This is a genomic window from uncultured Roseivirga sp., assembly GCF_963973945.1.
Taxonomy (GTDB): Bacteria; Bacteroidota; Bacteroidia; order Cytophagales; family Cyclobacteriaceae; genus Roseivirga.
Map to the genome: position 1 here is coordinate 215087 of NZ_CAXBBV010000005.1, position 17710 is coordinate 232796.

General features: G+C 38.8%; 13 protein-coding genes. 6 read left to right on the plus strand and 7 right to left on the minus strand.

Annotated features, from left to right (window positions below):
• Positions 1–16: 16 nt before the first annotated feature.
• The 4 genes from AAC026_RS10880 to AAC026_RS10895 all read right to left on the minus strand — a co-directional run bounded on the left by AAC026_RS10880 (position 17) and on the right by AAC026_RS10895 (position 6715).
• Positions 17–1027: a hypothetical protein gene (locus AAC026_RS10880; RefSeq protein ID WP_339697802.1), complete on the minus strand. Its 1011-nt coding sequence runs from the start codon at positions 1025–1027 to the stop codon at positions 17–19.
• Between the two features lie 124 nt (positions 1028–1151).
• A complete protein-coding gene (locus AAC026_RS10885) occupies positions 1152–2492 on the minus strand; it encodes a serine hydrolase domain-containing protein (RefSeq protein ID WP_339607746.1) in 1341 nt (446 codons plus the stop codon).
• A gap of 125 nt (positions 2493–2617) precedes the next feature.
• Positions 2618–4324: a gamma-glutamyltransferase gene (gene ggt / locus AAC026_RS10890; protein WP_339697804.1), complete on the minus strand. Its 1707-nt coding sequence runs from the start codon at positions 4322–4324 to the stop codon at positions 2618–2620.
• Between the two features lie 6 nt (positions 4325–4330).
• Positions 4331–6715: a prolyl oligopeptidase family serine peptidase gene (locus AAC026_RS10895; RefSeq protein WP_339697806.1), complete on the minus strand. Its 2385-nt coding sequence runs from the start codon at positions 6713–6715 to the stop codon at positions 4331–4333.
• 296 nt (positions 6716–7011) lie between these two features.
• On the opposite strand from AAC026_RS10895, the gene AAC026_RS10900 reads away from it, so the two are divergent.
• Positions 7012–7371 (plus strand): response regulator, encoded by a 360-nt coding sequence (locus AAC026_RS10900; protein ID WP_339607743.1) that lies wholly within the window; start codon positions 7012–7014, stop codon positions 7369–7371.
• 1 nt (position 7372) lies between these two features.
• Here AAC026_RS10900 and AAC026_RS10905 read toward each other — a convergent pair whose 3' ends face one another.
• The 3 genes from AAC026_RS10905 to AAC026_RS10915 form a co-directional block, all read right to left on the minus strand.
• Positions 7373–8737, minus strand: coding sequence for a sigma-54 dependent transcriptional regulator (locus AAC026_RS10905; protein WP_339697809.1), 1365 nt, complete (start codon positions 8735–8737; stop codon positions 7373–7375).
• Between the two features lie 81 nt (positions 8738–8818).
• Positions 8819–10123: a deoxyribodipyrimidine photo-lyase gene (locus AAC026_RS10910; RefSeq protein ID WP_339697812.1), complete on the minus strand. Its 1305-nt coding sequence runs from the start codon at positions 10121–10123 to the stop codon at positions 8819–8821.
• A 41-nt stretch (positions 10124–10164) separates the two neighbouring features.
• A complete protein-coding gene (locus AAC026_RS10915; protein WP_339697815.1) occupies positions 10165–14586 on the minus strand; it encodes a translocation/assembly module TamB domain-containing protein in 4422 nt (1473 codons plus the stop codon).
• Between the two features lie 134 nt (positions 14587–14720).
• Between AAC026_RS10915 and tsaD the strand changes: the two genes are divergently transcribed.
• Genes tsaD through AAC026_RS10940 form a run of 5 tightly spaced genes read left to right on the plus strand, consistent with a single transcriptional unit; the run spans position 14721 to position 17709 of the window.
• Entirely contained in the window at positions 14721–15734 is a 1014-nt protein-coding gene (gene tsaD, locus AAC026_RS10920; protein WP_339697818.1) for a tRNA (adenosine(37)-N6)-threonylcarbamoyltransferase complex transferase subunit TsaD, read from the plus strand.
• Positions 15735–15741: 7 nt separating this feature from the next.
• A complete protein-coding gene (locus tag AAC026_RS10925) occupies positions 15742–16062 on the plus strand; it encodes a hypothetical protein (RefSeq protein WP_339697821.1) in 321 nt (106 codons plus the stop codon).
• Positions 16052–16447 carry a hypothetical protein gene (locus AAC026_RS10930; protein ID WP_339697824.1) on the plus strand — a complete coding sequence of 132 codons (396 nt, stop codon included), beginning with the start codon at positions 16052–16054 and terminating at the stop codon, positions 16445–16447. Before AAC026_RS10925 ends, AAC026_RS10930 begins: the two co-directional genes overlap by 11 nt.
• On the plus strand, positions 16448–16915 hold the full coding sequence (smpB, locus tag AAC026_RS10935; RefSeq protein WP_339608853.1) for an SsrA-binding protein SmpB: 468 nt from the start codon (positions 16448–16450) through the stop codon (positions 16913–16915).
• Positions 16915–17709, plus strand: a complete 795-nt coding sequence (locus tag AAC026_RS10940) for a C40 family peptidase (protein WP_339697827.1) — start codon at positions 16915–16917, stop codon at positions 17707–17709. Before smpB ends, AAC026_RS10940 begins: the two co-directional genes overlap by 1 nt.
• Position 17710 lies beyond the last annotated feature (1 nt).

Here is a 17710-nt window from a genome sequence, read left to right on the forward strand (position 1 = left end):
CAACCCTTTGGTATGATTAATACCGAAATAAACGGTTTTCTACCTTAATCAATTTGTTGTTCTCATAGGTCATACGTTTGATCCAATTTCCATGTGAATCATATTCGTAGAATGTTTTGAAACGGTTAACGAATACCCCATTAATTGTTCTGCTTTCGTACTCCAATAGGTCTTCGCCCACATATAATTCTTTAAAGCTAGATCTGTACTGGGTGGTGTCTATGCTGGAAAAGTAACCTACAATTTCTACCCTGAGTGAATCTTGTAGAACAGTTAAATTTTGAGATTTAGGCCTTTTATTGAAACCATAATCGGTTGATATTTGGACGGTTGAATCTGGAAAGTATTGATACTCAATTCTGTTTTCCAATTTTTCATTATTGAATTTCTTACGCATTAATTTAGCACCATTGCTATCGTACTGATATTGGTAAATACTTGTACTTTCTTCTTGGTTACCTAAGGTGCTTTCAGTCTGTAAGTCTCCATGCTCGTTATAGGTGAAATGCTTTTCGCTTTTTAGATCAGATTCACCAAAATACTCTTTCCTAGAAACGAGTGAGTTGTTTTTGTTGAAGGTTAAAACAGTTTTGGTATAGACAGTGGAGTCACTTCTTAATTTTAACTCTGTTATAGTGCGGTCAATGTCATTGTATTGATAAAAAGCCCAAGGAGTGGGAGCGCTGTCTGTATAGTCTTCAATAGTTTTTATTCTTAAAAGTGAATCGAAAGTATAAGTTGCTAAAGGTGCTTTTCGGGTTTTTAAACTCACCTGATAAACTCGGTTGTTGGTTAAAAGGTATTCTTGAGTTATTTCAGACATGGTAATGGTAGATGCTTTGTCTTTAAGCTCTTGCGTTCTTATGGTGTATGAGCGTGGGTTGCCCTCGGTAGGTAGCGTTATTAGTTCTTTAGATAATTCTTTCGGGAAAAAATCAGTGGTTTGCTCTTGGGCATTGAGAAGGCCGAAAGAGCACAGGAAAAGTAGTAAGGCGATACAAAATCGAATTCTTGACAGCGAAACCATTGAGCACAATTCTTTGACAGTCAGCTTTACAACTGAGCTATCATTATTTACAACCAAGCACTAATATAGTGGGCTTTGGGATAATTCTATGAATAAAGAGACTTTGTCTTGAGGTGTTTCTTTATTACTGCTTTTTAAAGGTGAATTGTTGACCACCTTGCTTGAGTGTGAAGGTGGTATAATCTACCGCATCAGAAGTTCCACCAAATAGAATAACTATTGCCGCTTGATCAAACCTGAATTCTCTATGGCTGTAAGGTGTAAGTGGAAAGGCAGCTTGCCCTGTAGCCTGAGCTGTTATGTTTCCATTTTCTGCATTAATCACGATCTGGATGGGTAGGGCATCAGATGAAAACAAACCAGCATATTTCTTTAAGCTTTCAGCACTTAATTCAATGGGCTTCTGATCAAAGCTTGGGAGGTCGAAATCTCGGTTGAAATAAATGCTTAGCATTCCAACCATAATGTCGTTGAACCCAATGGTTAAGCCATTGGCCAGAACGGAAATACTCATATCGTCAGCTTTAAAGTGATACGCGCTAGATTCGAAATTGTCGATTTTTCCATTGTGCCCGTAAGCGGTTTTTCCATAGAAAGGAACAGGTATTAGGCCATGTCCTAAACCACTCTTGATTTCCTTCATTTTTGTTATTGATTCATCAGAAACTAGCTTTCCATTGAATAGGGCGTAGGTAAACTGATTTAAGTCGTTTGGAGTTGAAACTATAGCGCCTGCCGAAAAGGGGATACTCATGTCTGACTCTAAAGGAAAGTTATTCCATTTTCCATTTTGAAAACTTAGAGAAGTGGCTTCATTTTTCTCTGCTTCAATTTTGTCGCCATAAGCAGTGTTCTTTAGTCCAAGCTTATCAATGATTCTGTTTTTTAGATGTGTTTCATAGCTTTTGCCGGTTGCCTTTTCAATAATTAAACCCAATAGTACATAGCCGCTGTTGGAGTAGGAGGTTTGGCTGCCGGGCTCGAAAACCGAATCTTGGTCTTTGATGATTTCAAGTAGATCGTCCTTCGATTTTTTCTGGACCATTAGGTTCATGAATAATGGTGCATCTGTAAAATTAAAAATGCCGCTTTGATGACTTAAAAGATGGGCTACAGTGATTTTATTTGCATTTTTCACATCAGGAAAAAACTGGTCCACCTTTGTGTCTAAAGTGATTTTCCCTTCTTCAATCAATTGAAAAACAATTACTGCAGTAAAGGTTTTAGTAATGGAGCCAATCCTAAACTTGGTATTTGAATCAATCTGCCTTTCATTTTTATCTGAGAGAAAACCTGCGTAACCTTCATAAACAGGTTTGTTCGATTTAGAGATGGCTACTGCTAAGCTTGCTTTGTCATTTTTCTGGAGTGAGTTGATGTAGGTGTCTAACTTTTGTTTGTCAAAATCTTGGGCAGAAAGAACTACACTACTGAATAGGAGGGAGATGAAAAGCAGCTTCTTCATGGGTTTTTATTTTAAAGTTATAAAATAAAAATAGCCTGCAATTAAGCTCCAAAGTTTTACCAATTGATAAATGGAGTTAATTACAGGCTAAATGGATAAAAGGATGGTTGTCCTTATTGTTTTCGTTAGAAGCCCGAAGCGGCATCGTCACCGCGAGGATCTGCTCCTGCTTCTAGTTTGCCATTAGGCATTACCAAAATAGCATCTACACGACCAATTGCTCCTGTGGTTCTAAATTTATGCCCTTTAGCTTCAAGTGCTTGCAGTAGTTCTGCGCTCAAGCCGTCACGCTCATAAGTAACTTGATCTGGTAACCACTGGTGATGGAAGCGGGGCGCAGCTACTGCTTCTTGCATTCCCATTCCGAAATCGGTTACGTTAATAATGGTTTGAAAAACTGAAGTGATAATGGTTGAACCGCCTGGTGTTCCTACCACCATAAAGAGCTTTCCGTCTTTAGAAACAATGGTTGGTGTCATAGAGCTTAGCATTCTTTTGCCTGGGGCAATGGCGTTGGCCTCACCACCTACTAAACCATACATGTTTGGAACTCCCGGCTTTACACTAAAGTCGTCCATTTCATTGTTCAACAGAAAGCCCGCGCCACCCACAAATACTTTAGACCCCATACCGCCATTTAACGTGGTAGTAATCGACACGGCATTGCCCATTGGATCAATAATAGAGAAATGAGTGGTTTCCATACTTTCGGCTGGGGCAGGCTTACCAGCACTAACTTCGCTACTTGGTGTGGCTTTGTTAGGGTCGAAGCTTTTCATTCTGTCCTTAATGTAGTTTTGGTCTTGTAATCCCTTTAATGGCACATCATAGAAGTCTGGATCACCCAAATGTGCTGCACGGTCGGCATAGGCCCTTCTTTCAGCTTCAACAATTAGATGCACAGCCTCAGTGCTATGGAAATCCATTTCGCTAAGCTTGTAGTTTTCCATTGTCCCGAAAAGTTGAGCTAATGCAATTCCACCACTTGAGGGAGGAGGCATTGAAATAAACTCATATTCACCATAAGTGCCCTGAATAGGAGTACGCCACACGGCTTCATACTGCTCTAAATCCTCATGTGAAATGATTCCGTTACCTCTTTTCATTTCAGCAACGATCAAATCGGCTGTTTCACCTTTGTAAAAACCGTCACGACCATTGTCGCGAATTCTTTCAAGGGTTTTGGCGAGTTCTGGAATTTTAACCAAGTCGCCTTCTTTCCATTCCTGACCTTCTTCAGCCAAAAAGAAATCGGGCATTACAGTGTTTAAGTCCATGAATGACTTACGATTGCCATTCAAACCTGAGGCTTCTCTGGCAGTAAGTACCCATCCTTTTGAAGCAATATCGATGGCGGGTTGAACCAGTTCTGCCCAGCTTAACTTGCCATACTTCTTATGCGCTTCTACCATACCTGCTACAGAACCAGGAACGCCAGCAGCCAAATGTCCGCGTGTACTTAAGTTAGAAATCACCTCTCCGTTTTCGTCAAGGTACATATCACGACCACCAGCATTTGGTGCTTTTTCTCTAAAATCTAGCGTATTGGCTGTGCCATCGGCCATTCGTGAAACCATAAAGCCACCACCGCCAATGTTACCAGCACCTGGATAGACCACAGCTAATGCAAATTGAACGGCTACTGCGGCATCTACTGCGTTTCCACCTTTCTCCATAATTTCCTTCCCTACATTGGAGGCAATGGGGTGGGCGGAAACTACCATTGCTTTACTGGCAATTAAGCCTCTTGCAATATTGGGGTCGTCTATGGGGGCTTGGTTTTGGCAGGCCATAAAGGCCAGTGCCAAAGCCATTGTTGCTAGTTTTTTCATAAGGGGTTATTTCTTACCTATGTTCATTTCGAACAATTTGAATATCCTTTTGTATTCATCTGTCCAGCTACTTGGAGTTGTAAATCCATGATTTTCAACAGGGTAGAGTGCCATTTCCCAGTTGTCTTTCCCCAGTTCAATTAATCTTTGGGCCAAACGAACTACATCCTGAAAATGAACATTGGTATCTACCATTCCGTGAGCAATCAATAAATGGCCTTGTAAACCTTCTGCAAAATAGATAGGGGAGCTTCTTTTATAAGCTTTTGGGTCTTCTAACGGTGTATTTAAGATGTTGGAAGTATAACCGTGGTTATAATGTGCCCAGTCAGTAACCGATCTCAAAGCTGCACCTGCTGTAATTACATCAGGGTGATTGAACATAGCAAAAAGAGTAATGAAACCACCGTATGATCCACCGTACATTCCAATTCTCTTAGGATCTACACCATAGTCGCTTACCAATAGTTTAGCTCCATCAATGTTGTCAGAAAGGTCTTTTCCACCCATGTGGCGATAGATTCCAGTTCTCCAGTCTCTGCCATATCCGGCACTACCGCGATAATCAATATCTAATACGGTATAGCCTTTGGCCATTAACATGTTGTTGAACATGAATTCTCTTAAATAGCTACTCCAGCCGTAATGTGCATTTTGTAGGTAGCCAGCACCATGAACAAAAATTACACCTGCTCCATTTGGGTTTTCTGGCTTATAAACTCTTGCATGCACCATTTCACCATCTTGTGCCTTGAAAGTAATTACTTCTGGTTTGTACCAATTATACTGTTTGAAACCAGCTTGTAAGCTTTCGGTAACTTGTTTTTTAGCAGCACCCGGCTTGTTTGCTTGAATGAAAAGCTCTGGTGGGCGGTTGGTGTAAGAGTAAAGAATAGCCAAGTTTTTTTCATCTGGAGAAAGCGTAACATCGTTATGGCCGTCTTCAGTAGTGATTTGCGTTGGCTTTCCACCTTTTAATGGCATTGAATAAAAATGACGGATTCCAGGGTGTTTCATGTTTGCAGTGAAGTACCAAGTTTTTCCATCATTGGATAATTGAGGGTCATATACTTCGTAGTTTCCAGTAGTAAGTTGTTTTACGACACCAGTAGATAGATCATGGGTATAGAGGTGAGAGTAACCAGATTTTTCTGACTGATAGTAAATAGTTTTGTTGTCTGGTAAGAAGTTCATGCCTCTTCCAATACCAGGCCCAGCAATCCAAGCCTCATCACGCTGGCGGTCAACAGGAATTAAATCACCAGAAGAAGGAAGGAGTCTCATGATCCAAAGGTCTTTGTTGTCTAAAGATGAAAATTGCACCACTGTGTATTTACCATCGTTAGACCAAGCGATACTTCCAGAAGACACTTTTCTTGGCTCTTTATCAAAGCTTCTGTCTGGGTAGTCTGTTACGTAATCTGGCAAATCGGTAATGCCAGGCAATTGTTTTGTGTCTACCATATAAAAGCTGTCTGCCTCAATGTTATAAATACCCAGTTCTCTGTAAGATTGGTCTCCACCTACTTTTGATCTCGCGTTGATGTCTGTAGTATAGCCACTGCTGGTTACATAGTTTGGTACAATTGTGTTTTTTGCTGGGTTTTCTGCTGCAATCCAAACACTAAAGCTCACATATTTTCCATCAGGTGAAAGCTGTAGTCCACTAACATTGTCTAATTCAATTTGCGACATTCTGCCTTCGCCTTGGCTTTGTTGGAAAAACCTTTGGCCAGCTGCTGAAAAACGTCTTGGCCTGTTTCTTTGCTCTCTTAAAATTTCAGAAGTAGACTGTTGATCATCAGAAATCCATTTGTCTTGGTCTCTGTTGCCATCTCTAGAGGTAGAAGGACGGTTAGGTCTATCTTCATTATCGTCTGCAATTTTAATGTTCGTTAACTGTCTAATCAGTCCAGTTCTTGTATCAATAGAAAATAGGTTATTATCAGTAATAAAGGTGATAACTGATTCATCGCTGTGAAAAGAGGGGCTTGATTCTCTGGCGACTGTGGAAGTTATCTTCTTTTCTGTCATGGTTTTTACATCCATGGTATAGATATCACCAGATCGTTCGAAAACTATTTTAGAGCGATCTTTATTGTATTGGTAATTTGAAGGAAAACCATCGCTTGTATCTTCTATTTCAACAGGATTGTTTCCATCTAAACCCACCTTATGATAACTAGGAAATCCTTCTCCGCTTGGGTTCCACATAAAGTAGATTGATTTGCTATCTCTAGACCATTGAGGTCTAGAAGGCATAATGCCCACAAATTGATCGGGCTCTTGCATTAGTTCTTCAACGGTGAGTTGAGAGAGTGGCTTTTGTTGGGCAAAACCTAGGAAGCCTGATACGATTAAAAAGCAAATCGCTAGTAAAAATTTCTTCATGGTAATTGATATTTGATTGTCAGCTATTATTTTTTTCAAGGAGAATTCAGACCAAATAGGCCACTTTACCTCATTTACTTTGAACAGGGAAAATTAACTAAAAAAGATTCAATTGAAAGGTGGCTTTTTATAGGAGGTAATATTTGAATATGGGTCAATATTAGGGATTAAAGTCTCGAATTGGGATGGTTTTAAGAATAATAAAATTTGATATACTCTAGAAATCTCTTGATTTAACCTTTTTGAAGGGATTCAACATTTCTGGCACGGATTCAGCGAGGTTAGCGACTATAACTATGAAAAAGAGGATATTAATTCTAGATGATGAACCTACCAATAGAGCGCTTATAATACACTTACTTTCTAGGGACTACGAACTGTTTTTATTTGAAGACGGGCTTCAAGGCTTGACTTGGCTAGAGAGTGGAAACAAAGTTGATCTTGTTATTACAGATTTGGAAATGCCAAAAATGGACGGTTTCGAGTTTATAAGCCGTGTGAGTAATGACCCAAGGTTTCAGAATATTGGAATGGTGCTTACCTCAAGTTTAGAAGAAGAGGAAGTGAGTAAACGACTGAAGTGTAAAAGGCCCTACCTTCAAAAACCCTTAGAGCCTTTTATGCTTAAGTCTACTCTTTCAGAAATGTTGGAATAAACTAAATTCCTTCCTCTTCCATTTCTTTTAAATAGCGATAAATGCTCGACTTACCAATGTCGAGCTTACTTGCTACTAACAAAACATTGTTGTCGTGCTTATCTAAGAAATGCCTAATGATTTTAAAGGTGTAATCTTTTAACGACATTTCATCCATTAAAAATTGCCCTTCTTTGGCCAAAGAGTTAAAGGTAATGTCTTCTTCTTCAATTTGATTATTCTCGCACATTACTGCGGCTAGTTCAATCACGGACTTCAGCTCACGAACATTGCCAGGATAACCGTACTTCAATAATTTGGTTTGGGCGTTTCTACTAAGGCTAACTTTTCCTAGTCCGTTTTCTTTGGCAAAATTGGCTAATAAATGACGGGCAATAAGAAGAATGTCTTTGTCTCTATCTCTGAGAGGTGGTAGTTCAATAGGAATACCGAGTAATCTATAATATAGATCTTCTCTGAAAGCACCGCTTTTTACTTCTTCCGCTAGATTTTTATGGGTAGCTACCAAAATTCTAACATCGAATTTTACGGCCTCATTTCCACCTACACGATTTAGTTCTCTTTCTTGTATAACTCTTAAAAGTTTGGCTTGAAGGTTAATGTCCATCTCACCAATTTCATCTAAGAAAATAGTGCCTCCGTTTGCTTCTTCAAACTTACCTTTTCTACGGGCCATAGCGCCAGTAAACGCTCCTTTTTCATGCCCAAATAATTCGCTTTCAATAAGGTTGTCTGGAATTGCGGCAATATTAACAGCTACAAAAGGTTTTCCTTTTCTGTCGGAGTTATAATGAATGGCTTTTGCGACTACTTCCTTACCAGTTCCTGTTTCACCAGTAATTGAAACGGTGATACTCGTTTTAATTGCTTTTGCTAAGAGTTTAAATACTCTTTGAATCGCTTTACTTTCTCCTATTATGCTTTTTTCGAACTCGTATTTTTCGCCAATTTCTTCACGCAAATGAATAATCTCTTCTTTTAATGAAGCGTTTTTCTTAGCGTTATTAATGGCGTTAAGCAGTCTGTCTTTTGTTTCTTCGTCTTTTGTAATGTAGTCGTAAGCACCAACTTTTAATAGACCTATGGCCGTATTAATGTCTTCCTGAGAGGAAACCACAATCACATTGGTTTCTGGGTTATTACTTTTAATGGCCTTTAACACTTCGTCACCAGTCATATCTGGTAGCGAGTAATCTAGCGTAACTACTGAAGGATTTTCGTTCAAATGGGCAATGCAGTCTTTGCCATTTGGAAACACTTTAACTACATGGTCAGGGTTTAGCTCTGCAATGTACTTTAGTAGTTTTTGATAAACAGGATCATCTTCTACAACAAAGATCTTTACTGGTTCTGGTATATATTCCATTAAAAAGTGTGGCTGACGTGCTTGGCGAAGATATTAATTAAATAGGCTTAAAAAAAACACCTTTAATCGGTTTGATGAATTCTAATTGTTTGCCAACGCAACTTTGTAAGTATTCAGTGCTCTTTGTCGGGCAAACTTGTGGTCCACCATTGGTTTCGGATAATTTGAAGAACCGTATTCAGGCACCCATTTTTTAATGTACTTCAATTCGGGGTCAAACTTTTTTGTTTGCGATTCGGGGTTGAAAACACGGAAGTAGGGTTGTGCATCGGTGCCTGTTCCTGCAGCCCACTGCCAACCACCATTGTTCGAAGCTAAATCAAAATCGAGCAGTTTTTCAGCAAAGTAGGCTTCTCCCCAGCGCCAATCTATCAGTAGGTGTTTGGTAAGAAAACTGGCTACAATCATTCTTACTCTATTGTGCATAAAACCCGTTTGGTTGAGTTGCCTCATACCTGCATCTACTATCGGATACCCCGTTGTGCCATCGCACCATTTCTGAAAACCTTCTTCATCGCGTAGCCAAGGAATTTGGTCGTATTGAGGTTTGAATGCATTACTCACAACCTGAGGATTGTTTGCTAAAATCATCGCATAGAAATCTCTCCATATCAGCTCGTTGAGAAAGGTTTGATTGATGCTTTCGGCTTTTTTAGCCAATTGCCTAATACTGACCGTTCCAAACCTTAAATGAATACCTAAACGAGAAGTAGCGTCTTTTGCAGGAAAGTCCCTTAACTGATCATACTTTTTAATTAATTCTTCCTTAAGACTTTCGGAAGGAATATGAATCTCGGTTTTCTTAAAACCGATTTGGTCTAGGGAGTGGACTTCTTTATGGCTGGTTTGATACCAGTTGTTTGCACTTAGTCCATCATTAAGTATGGCAGGTTTGTTCTTTGAATATTTCTCTAACCATACCTTACTATAAGGGGTAAATACTTTGTAAAAGTTGCCGGTACCTGATACAATTTCCTCCTTTTCAAAAATCACATGGTCTTTGAAAGTATAGAGCTTGATGCCTTTCGATTTTAAGAATGTTTCTACTTGTTGGTCGCGGGTAATGGCAGAGGGTTCGTAATCTCTATTGGTAAAAACCGACTCTATTTCATATTCATTGGTGAGACTATCAAATGCCTCAATAGGGTTGGAGTAGAATGTTTTGAATTTTGAGCCTTTATCCCTCAGTTTATGATTCATTTTAGCAATAGTGTTCTGAATAAACTCAACTCGGGCATCTTCCTTATTTTCTAGTTTTCCCAAAATACTTTTGTCGAAAATAAAGATGGGCAACACGGGCAAATTTTCCTTTAGGGCATAATAAAGTGCGGTATTGTCGGTAAAGCGTAAATCTCTCCTAAACCAGAATATGTTGATTTTTGACATGGGTTAATTTGAATCTGGAAAAACAACCGACTTAGAGGCAATTAGTTCGAATTATTTTCTTCTTCCTCTTTTCTCGCTAGTTTCTCTTCTCTGCGTTCTCTTCTCTTTTTATCAACCCCAGTAAAGAACTCACTTAGGCTGTTGAAGCTACTAGATTGCGTAATACTGGCACCACTGGTTTGAGTAGTTCCTCCAGAAACAGCGGTGGCAAAATTATAGCTGCTTCGTGAATAGACTTTTACTTTGTATCGGCCATCAGAAGTAAGTAAATATTCCGCTGTCCAATCGCCCGCAATACTATTAATGTCCGTGGTATAATCAGTTTGATTCACTTGATTAGAAAGTCCGCCTTCACGGGTTACTCTCAAGCGTCCATTCAAAAAAGTATAAGATAGCCTTAGTTGGAAGGTATTATAGGCATCTTGGTCTAAAGAAGCTAAATCAAAATCAATTTCAAGGTTTTCATCTAATTGGGCAACGAGCTGGCTTAGTTGATTGGATAGCAGCTGACTTACGTTTTGAGAAGCACTTTTCCCTCCAATATTTAAAGTGTTATTATCAGAAAAGCTGTTGAGCACAATTACATTCACTACTTGTCTAGTGAGTTCCTGCTCGTCACTTGCCAAGCGATTTTTGAATGCATTTAATGCTGTTTGCAATTCAAAGTTTTGTGCGTTGATTTCAGAGAAGTCAATGTCAAAATTGATTTCTGGAGAAAGTAATGGCCCGTTTAGGTGCAAAAGCACTTTGGTAGGGTACCTGCGATTGACTGCTGAAGACTCATTGCCATCGGCAAAACCAGTTTGCTTAAAGATAGGGGCCAATGAAGTGTTTTGAGAGTATGAAGCATTGATGTCCATAATGCCAGAATATGGGTCGCCAGACCATGTAATACGACTCGGCTGCTCAATGTCAAACTCTTTGGTGATAATGTTGTATAAAGAGAAATTGTATGCTCCTTCCGTAATATTCAAACCTCCTGTCATTTGAAAATCTCCTTGGGTGTCAATTTGCAATCTTAATTGACCATTGCCCCGCCCTCTAATAATATCTCCTGTTTTTGGGTCAATAATGATTTCTGTGTAAGCGTCTGGCGTGACGTTAATATTAAGGTCTAGTTTTAGCCCCTCAATTTTCATTTTTTCCACTTCATCGCCACTTGAGCTATAGGTTTGCGTAGTATCGGTTAGGTTGATGAAGTTGATATAATCGACCGAAGCATTATCGTTACCCTCGCTAATAGGAATGTATATTTTGGTGTTGGGGGCTGTGGTTACATTGGCATTGATGGTGAGGTTACTTGCAGCTCCTCTTAGACTTACATTTCCAGTAGCATAGGCGTTACCATAATAAATATCGCCATTGTCCACTGTGGTATTCAATACTTCAAACCTATCAAGGTTACCATTCAAGTCGAGACTAATGTCACGGAATGAGTTATGGCGAACCTCGCCTCCAAATTGAGCAGGATTTCCGTTTACATCTAGGAACTGTAAACCTGAAAGTGAAATAAGATTTTTGTCGAATTTAACACCGCCACCAAACTTATATTCGGTATTTAAATAGTTGATTTTAATCCCCCCGTTTTTGATTGTTCCATTACCCCGAATGAGAGGGTCGGAGAGCGTGCCGCCAACAGTGAGTCTTCCATTGATTGTTCCAGCTACTCTGGTAAAGTAATCTTCAATATAAGGCTCTCCAATGTTGAGGTTGGCATCGTTTAGAATTAAGTCTAAATCCAGTTGGTTTGTGTTTCTAGCTGGGTAGAAATCTCCTTCAAGTTGAATGATTTTTTTGCCCAAACGGTCAACAATCAAGTTGATGTCAAATTTACTATTGATGTCATTCCAAAGTAAGGCACCACTGATATCGCCTACCAAGAAATCGTCAATTTTGAATTCGTTGATCTTTACATCACCATATAGCAAGGGGTTGTAAAGCAGATTATGAGCTGTAACAGATCCGTTAATTTTTCCTGAATAGGATTTTAAGGTAAGTGTATTCAGGTTTTCAACCTCTACATTTTCAAAAACCACCTTCATGCTTTCGGTACTATCTCTCGATACCGAAATTTGCCCGTCCAAAGTAATAGATTGGTTATCATTATAAATATCAAGGTTTTCGATGCTGATGTTGTTTTCTCCAAAAACAACCACATTGTCTTCTGTAATATTCCAGATTTGATCTAAGACTATAATGTTCGATTCTTGGAACCTGAGTTCAGTTCTATTTTCAAAAAAATCAATTCCAGCTCCTATTTCAGCATAATTTCCGCTGGCAGTTTGCCCAATGTTTTGTCTTAATTCAATTCTTTTTCCATCCCAAACCGTTTCTAAGGTAAGTGCGTCAGTTTCAGAGGTGTTCGCATAAATTTGCTTTTCAGAATACAAATAACCTAAAGCCAAAACTTTATCAGGATCTCGTAAACTGCTGGCATTGATATCTATTTCATTGTTTAAGAATGATATGTTTGAATAAATGAGCGAATCAATTTTTGCATTCAACTGAAAATCTTCTGTGTTTGAATTAATGAACCGACCATTTAGCGAAGCATTCTTTCCTACATAAATTGCAGAGTCGAAAAGCTGAATGATGGGATTAATATTGGGCAATTCGGCAGAGTAAGTAATATCGAAAGCTTGTGTGCTTTTTCCGTTGGTTTTTAAGTATTCAGGAATTTCATTGCTTCGGCTAGAGAAAACGAGTTTGTATTGTCCGTTAATGTTTTGGAGTTCAGTAAGCAAAGTTGAGAACTCAAATTGGCCATCCATATTAATGTTAAAGTAATCTGAGTTAAATTTTACAGATCGGTTTCTTGAGTTGCGTTGCGAAGAGAAGAAAACGGAATCTATAAGAATATCCTCGTTGCCATACTTAAGGTAAGCATCTGTGAGATGAAAATTGCCTAGCAAGCTATCAAGTTTAACTCCTTCAAAGTCAAGGTCGAAGTCTGAAGCGATGAAAAGGTCATCTTCGGCAAGCTTGATTGCCGTTAAGTCTGCGCGAGTCAAGCGCCCATTAATTTTAAAAAGTCTTTTGTTATTTCTTAAGTCAACAGAGCCTTCGGCCTTGAAAATCAAATTGGGGTCGTCTACCGATATGTCTCCAGAGAAAAACGATTGTGCAAAAGTACCGTTCGTGGTGATGTTTACGTATTGATAGCCCAATATGCCTATTTTGCTCACCTTAGCATCTAGTTTAAAATTGGCTTGCTCAAGTGTGAAACCCTCACCTTCAACACTACCGTGTAAGTTTACTTTCTGGAAAACGCTGTCTTCTGTAAGTACGCCTACATTAAAATCTTCCAAAGATAACCGACCACTGTACGAAGCGAGTTTGTTATCAGGTAAAGTAATTTGAACGTTAGGGTTTACATTGCCCAAAGCAGTTTCAAATTCTCCATCTGCCACAAAATCGTTTATAAGCCCATCGTATTGACCATTCAGTTTAACCAGCCCAAGCTTATTTGATATTTTGAAAGTACGATCGTTAATGAATTGCCGTAAGTCAGTAGCCTTTAAAAAAGAGTCGTCCAAATCAACATCAAAAATCGTTTCATTAATGTTTGGCAAGCCCTCAATATCTAGTCTGCCATTGAGTTTAGAGTATTCTCCAAAAGATATTTCAAAGTCATCGGAATAAAACGAATTCACTTTTCCTTGAAAATAACCATCAATCTTAATTTGTTGGTCGTATTTTTTGAATTCAGGAACAAAGTAGCTGAGTTCATCAGAGTGTAAAAGTGAACTTTTAAAGTTAGCGTCAAAGTCAACTTCCGTAACAAACTCACTCATCGCAGAGGGGTCATCAAAATTGAATACAATCGAATCTTTAATGTGACTTTTGCCAATCTTAAGATCAAGATTGGTAAAAGCCATTTTCTTTAATGAAGTCTGAAAAATGGTTTCAAGATTATCAATTTTAAGGCCTGAGGCTTGATCTTCGGCAGTTAGAAACTGTACATTGATTTCAAAATTACTCCCTATGGATTCGAGGTTGCGAATGTCTGCTCTTAAATTTTTAAGTGTAAAATGATTGTAGTCAAAACCATCAGAAATTGAATCTTTTCGAGCATCCGAAAGACTAAACTCTGAGTTAACGAGTGTGACTTTGTCAATAGAAAACACACTTGGGTCTGTAGGGGCTGGGCCAGGAACTGAGGTTAAATCTGTGATTTTAGCTACCCAGTTGTCAATACTTAATCCATTGTTGCCCTCGTTTCGTAGGTTTACCGAGGCCTTATTTAACCAAGCTTCGTTGATCGAAATGTCTTTCCCCCCGATAAGTTCTTTCAGTTTAAACGAAATTACCACTTCGTTTACATCAATCATTTTTACATCATTCTGATCATATATGGTCAGTTCGTCAATAGATACAGAATTGAACCAACGAATATTTGCATAACCAATTTCGGAACGATAACCTGTATTTTCAGTTAGGTAGTTTGTAGCCTTGTCTACCAAGTAATTTTGAACGGGAGGTAGGTGAATTAAACCAATAATGATAAATAATAGAATGATTGGCGAAAGGCACAGCCATACTATTGATTTGACTATCCGTTTTTTAATAACTTGCGATCTTTTAATTTTCTCTGTCAATGCCCACCTCCGATATCAAAATACTGGCCCTTGAATCTTCTTGCGATGAAACTTCTGCAGCTATTGTAGATAACGGCAAAGTACTCAATAATATAATCGCAACGCAATCTGTCCATGGAAATTATGGAGGAGTTGTGCCCGAGTTAGCATCACGCGCTCATCAGCAGAATATTGTGCCTGTGGTAGATCAAGCACTCAAAAATGCGGCCATAGATAAATCCAGTTTGTCGGCCATAGCGTTTACACGAGGGCCAGGCCTTTTAGGGGCGCTTTTGGTTGGAACTTCCTTTGCGAAATCTATGGCTTTGGCTTTGAATATTCCTTTAATAGAAGTGAACCATATGCAAGCCCATATTTTGGCCCATTTTATTGACGACCCAAAACCAGAGTTTCCATTTTTATGCTTAACCGTAAGTGGAGGTCATACTCAAATTGTGCTGGTGAAAGGCCATTTGGAAATGGAGATTGTAGGAGAAACCCGTGATGATGCAGTGGGCGAAGCGTTTGATAAATCGGCTAAACTTTTGGGTTTAAATTACCCTGGTGGCCCATTAATTGATAAATATGCGCAGTTGGGCGACCCGCATCGTTTTCCGCTCCCACAAACCGAAATGCCTGGTTTAGAGTATTCTTTTAGCGGAATTAAAACAGGAATCCTTTACTTCTTAAGAGACGAGCTAAAGAAGAATGAGAATTTTATTGATGAAAACCTCAACGATATCTGTGCAAGTATTCAGCATACTTTAGTAGAAATGCTTTTGCAGAAACTGAGAAAAGCAGCCAGAGAGTTTAAAATCAAGAACATTGCTTTGGCAGGTGGTGTATCGGCCAATAGTGGTTTGAGAAATGGACTTGAGGCTATGGCGCAGAAGGAAGGATGGAAAGTGTTTGTGCCCGCTTTTGAGTATTGCACAGATAATGCAGCAATGATAGGAATGGCAGCACATTATAAATACTTGGCAGGGGAATTCACTTCTCAGGAAGTAAGCGCTTTACCAAGAATGAAATTTTAACTGAATTATGAAATCAGACTTTGAACAACTAATAGTTGCTAAGAATTATATTGCTGCGCTTGAGAAGGAAAATAAAGCATTAAAAGCTGAGGTAGAAAGCCAGTTTAAAATGCGTAAAAAGCTGGAGGCTTCACTTAAAGCTGAAAAAGAGATAAAAGAGAAGATGACGCCTAAAGAGAAAATCCAGATTAAAGCAGATCTTTATGTGAGGCAACAAAAGGAGAGTATAGAATCTTGTGCGAATAAGTTACGGGATTGCAGAAAGCTTACTGAACAACTTAGAGCAGAATTGATTAAAGCTAAATTGGGTTTGGCCAATGGTAAATAGTGTGGGTTTAGGTGCTATTAGAACTCATCAGTACAAAGTAAAAGCTACTGATGCCGCGGCTTTCAATGCTGGCGAAGTGCATCAAGTAATGAGCACTTTTGCGCTTGCAAGAGAGATGGAGTGGTCGTCACGCTTATTTGCTTTAGAAATGAAAGAAGCAGATGAAGAGGGAATTGGCACTATGCTTGAAATACAGCATCAGGCTCCAGCACTTTTTAATACTGAACTTAACTTTGAAGCCAAATTGGTAGCAGTTCAGAAAAACGAATTGATCTGCGAAATTAGAGTTTTAGCAGGAGAGAGGTTGATTGCAACAGGTCGTACCGGACAGAAAATTTTAAAGAAAGATAAGTTGAACCAAATTTTTACTAGTTTAGAAAGATAGATGGCGAAGGATAAAAATAGGTTTTCGAATAATATTAATATTAAAAATAGAAGAGCGAGCTATGAGTTTGAATTCATAGACAAGTTTGTGGCAGGTATGCAATTACAAGGCACAGAAATTAAGTCTATAAGAGAAGGTAAAGTACAGTTGCAAGATGCCTATTGCTATTTCAAAAATGGCGAACTGTATATTAAACAAATGCATATTGCTCAGTTTTCTGAAGGAAGCTACAATAACCATGTAACGGATAGAGAACGAAAACTACTTCTGACAAAAAGAGAACTGTCTAAGCTAGAATCCAAACTTGACGAAAAAGGGTTGTCTATTGTACCCCTAAGGTTATTCATTACCGATAGGGGCTTTGCCAAAACAGAAATAGCACTTGGCAAGGGTAAAAAACTTTTTGACAAACGAGATTCTATTAAAGACAAAGACATTAAACGGGATTTAGAACGTGTAAAATACTAATGGAGCTTATTGATTACGGAATCTCACGTTTGAGCATTGTGCCTATCAGATCAAAGGGGTCAGATGCCTCTGAAATGATCTCTCAATTATTGTTTGGAGAACACTATGCTGTTTTAGAACTGTCTAAAAACAAGCAATGGTTGCGCATACAAAATGCTTTCGATAGCTATGAAGGTTGGATAGACGCCAAACAGCACTATCGAATTAGCCAAGAATATTTTGAGCAAATCAATAACTCTGAGTATAAAATCTGTACCGATTTAACCTCGCAAATTTTATATGGTAAAAGTGTGATCCATATTACTTTAGGAGCTGTGCTCCCTATTTTGAACAATTCGTTGTTTATGGATCAAGAGCGTTTTGCTTTTAATGGCGAAGCCAAAAGTATACATCAAAGATGGAGTGTTGATTTGACTTTAGAATTAGCAAAAAAATATTTGAACTCGCCTTACCTATGGGGTGGTACAACCCCTTTTGGAATAGACTGTTCTGGGTTTACTCAAATGGTATTAAGAGTAGCCGGTTATCGTTTGCCTCGCGATTCTAAAGATCAGATTACCAAGGGAAAAGAAGTAACATTTGAAAATATAATGCCGGGCGATTTGGCCTTTTTCACCAACAAAGAAGGTAAAATGAACCATGTAGGTTTGGTGCTTAGTCCAACAGAAGTTATTCACGCTTCAGGTAAAGTAAGAATCGATAAGCTGGATGACCAAGGGATTTTCTCTGTAGAACAAAATAATTACTCTCACCACTTATTTAAAATCAAGAGAATATTGAGAGATTACACATGAC

What these genes read in the sequence shown, in the direction of transcription:
- AAC026_RS10880 (WP_339697802.1), bottom strand. Translation starts at nt 1,027, where the DNA reads ATGGTTTCGCTGTCAAGAATTCGATTTTGTATCGCCTTACTACTTTTC.
- AAC026_RS10885 (WP_339607746.1), bottom strand. Translation starts at nt 2,492, where the DNA reads ATGAAGAAGCTGCTTTTCATCTCCCTCCTATTCAGTAGTGTAGTTCTT.
- ggt (WP_339697804.1), bottom strand. Translation starts at nt 4,324, where the DNA reads ATGAAAAAACTAGCAACAATGGCTTTGGCACTGGCCTTTATGGCCTGC.
- AAC026_RS10895 (WP_339697806.1), bottom strand. Translation starts at nt 6,715, where the DNA reads ATGAAGAAATTTTTACTAGCGATTTGCTTTTTAATCGTATCAGGCTTC.
- AAC026_RS10900 (WP_339607743.1), top strand. Translation starts at nt 7,012, where the DNA reads ATGAAAAAGAGGATATTAATTCTAGATGATGAACCTACCAATAGAGCG.
- AAC026_RS10905 (WP_339697809.1), bottom strand. Translation starts at nt 8,737, where the DNA reads ATGGAATATATACCAGAACCAGTAAAGATCTTTGTTGTAGAAGATGAT.
- AAC026_RS10910 (WP_339697812.1), bottom strand. Translation starts at nt 10,123, where the DNA reads ATGTCAAAAATCAACATATTCTGGTTTAGGAGAGATTTACGCTTTACC.
- tsaD (WP_339697818.1), top strand. Translation starts at nt 14,721, where the DNA reads ATGCCCACCTCCGATATCAAAATACTGGCCCTTGAATCTTCTTGCGAT.
- AAC026_RS10925 (WP_339697821.1), top strand. Translation starts at nt 15,742, where the DNA reads ATGAAATCAGACTTTGAACAACTAATAGTTGCTAAGAATTATATTGCT.
- AAC026_RS10930 (WP_339697824.1), top strand. Translation starts at nt 16,052, where the DNA reads ATGGTAAATAGTGTGGGTTTAGGTGCTATTAGAACTCATCAGTACAAA.
- smpB (WP_339608853.1), top strand. Translation starts at nt 16,448, where the DNA reads ATGGCGAAGGATAAAAATAGGTTTTCGAATAATATTAATATTAAAAAT.
- AAC026_RS10940 (WP_339697827.1), top strand. Translation starts at nt 16,915, where the DNA reads ATGGAGCTTATTGATTACGGAATCTCACGTTTGAGCATTGTGCCTATC.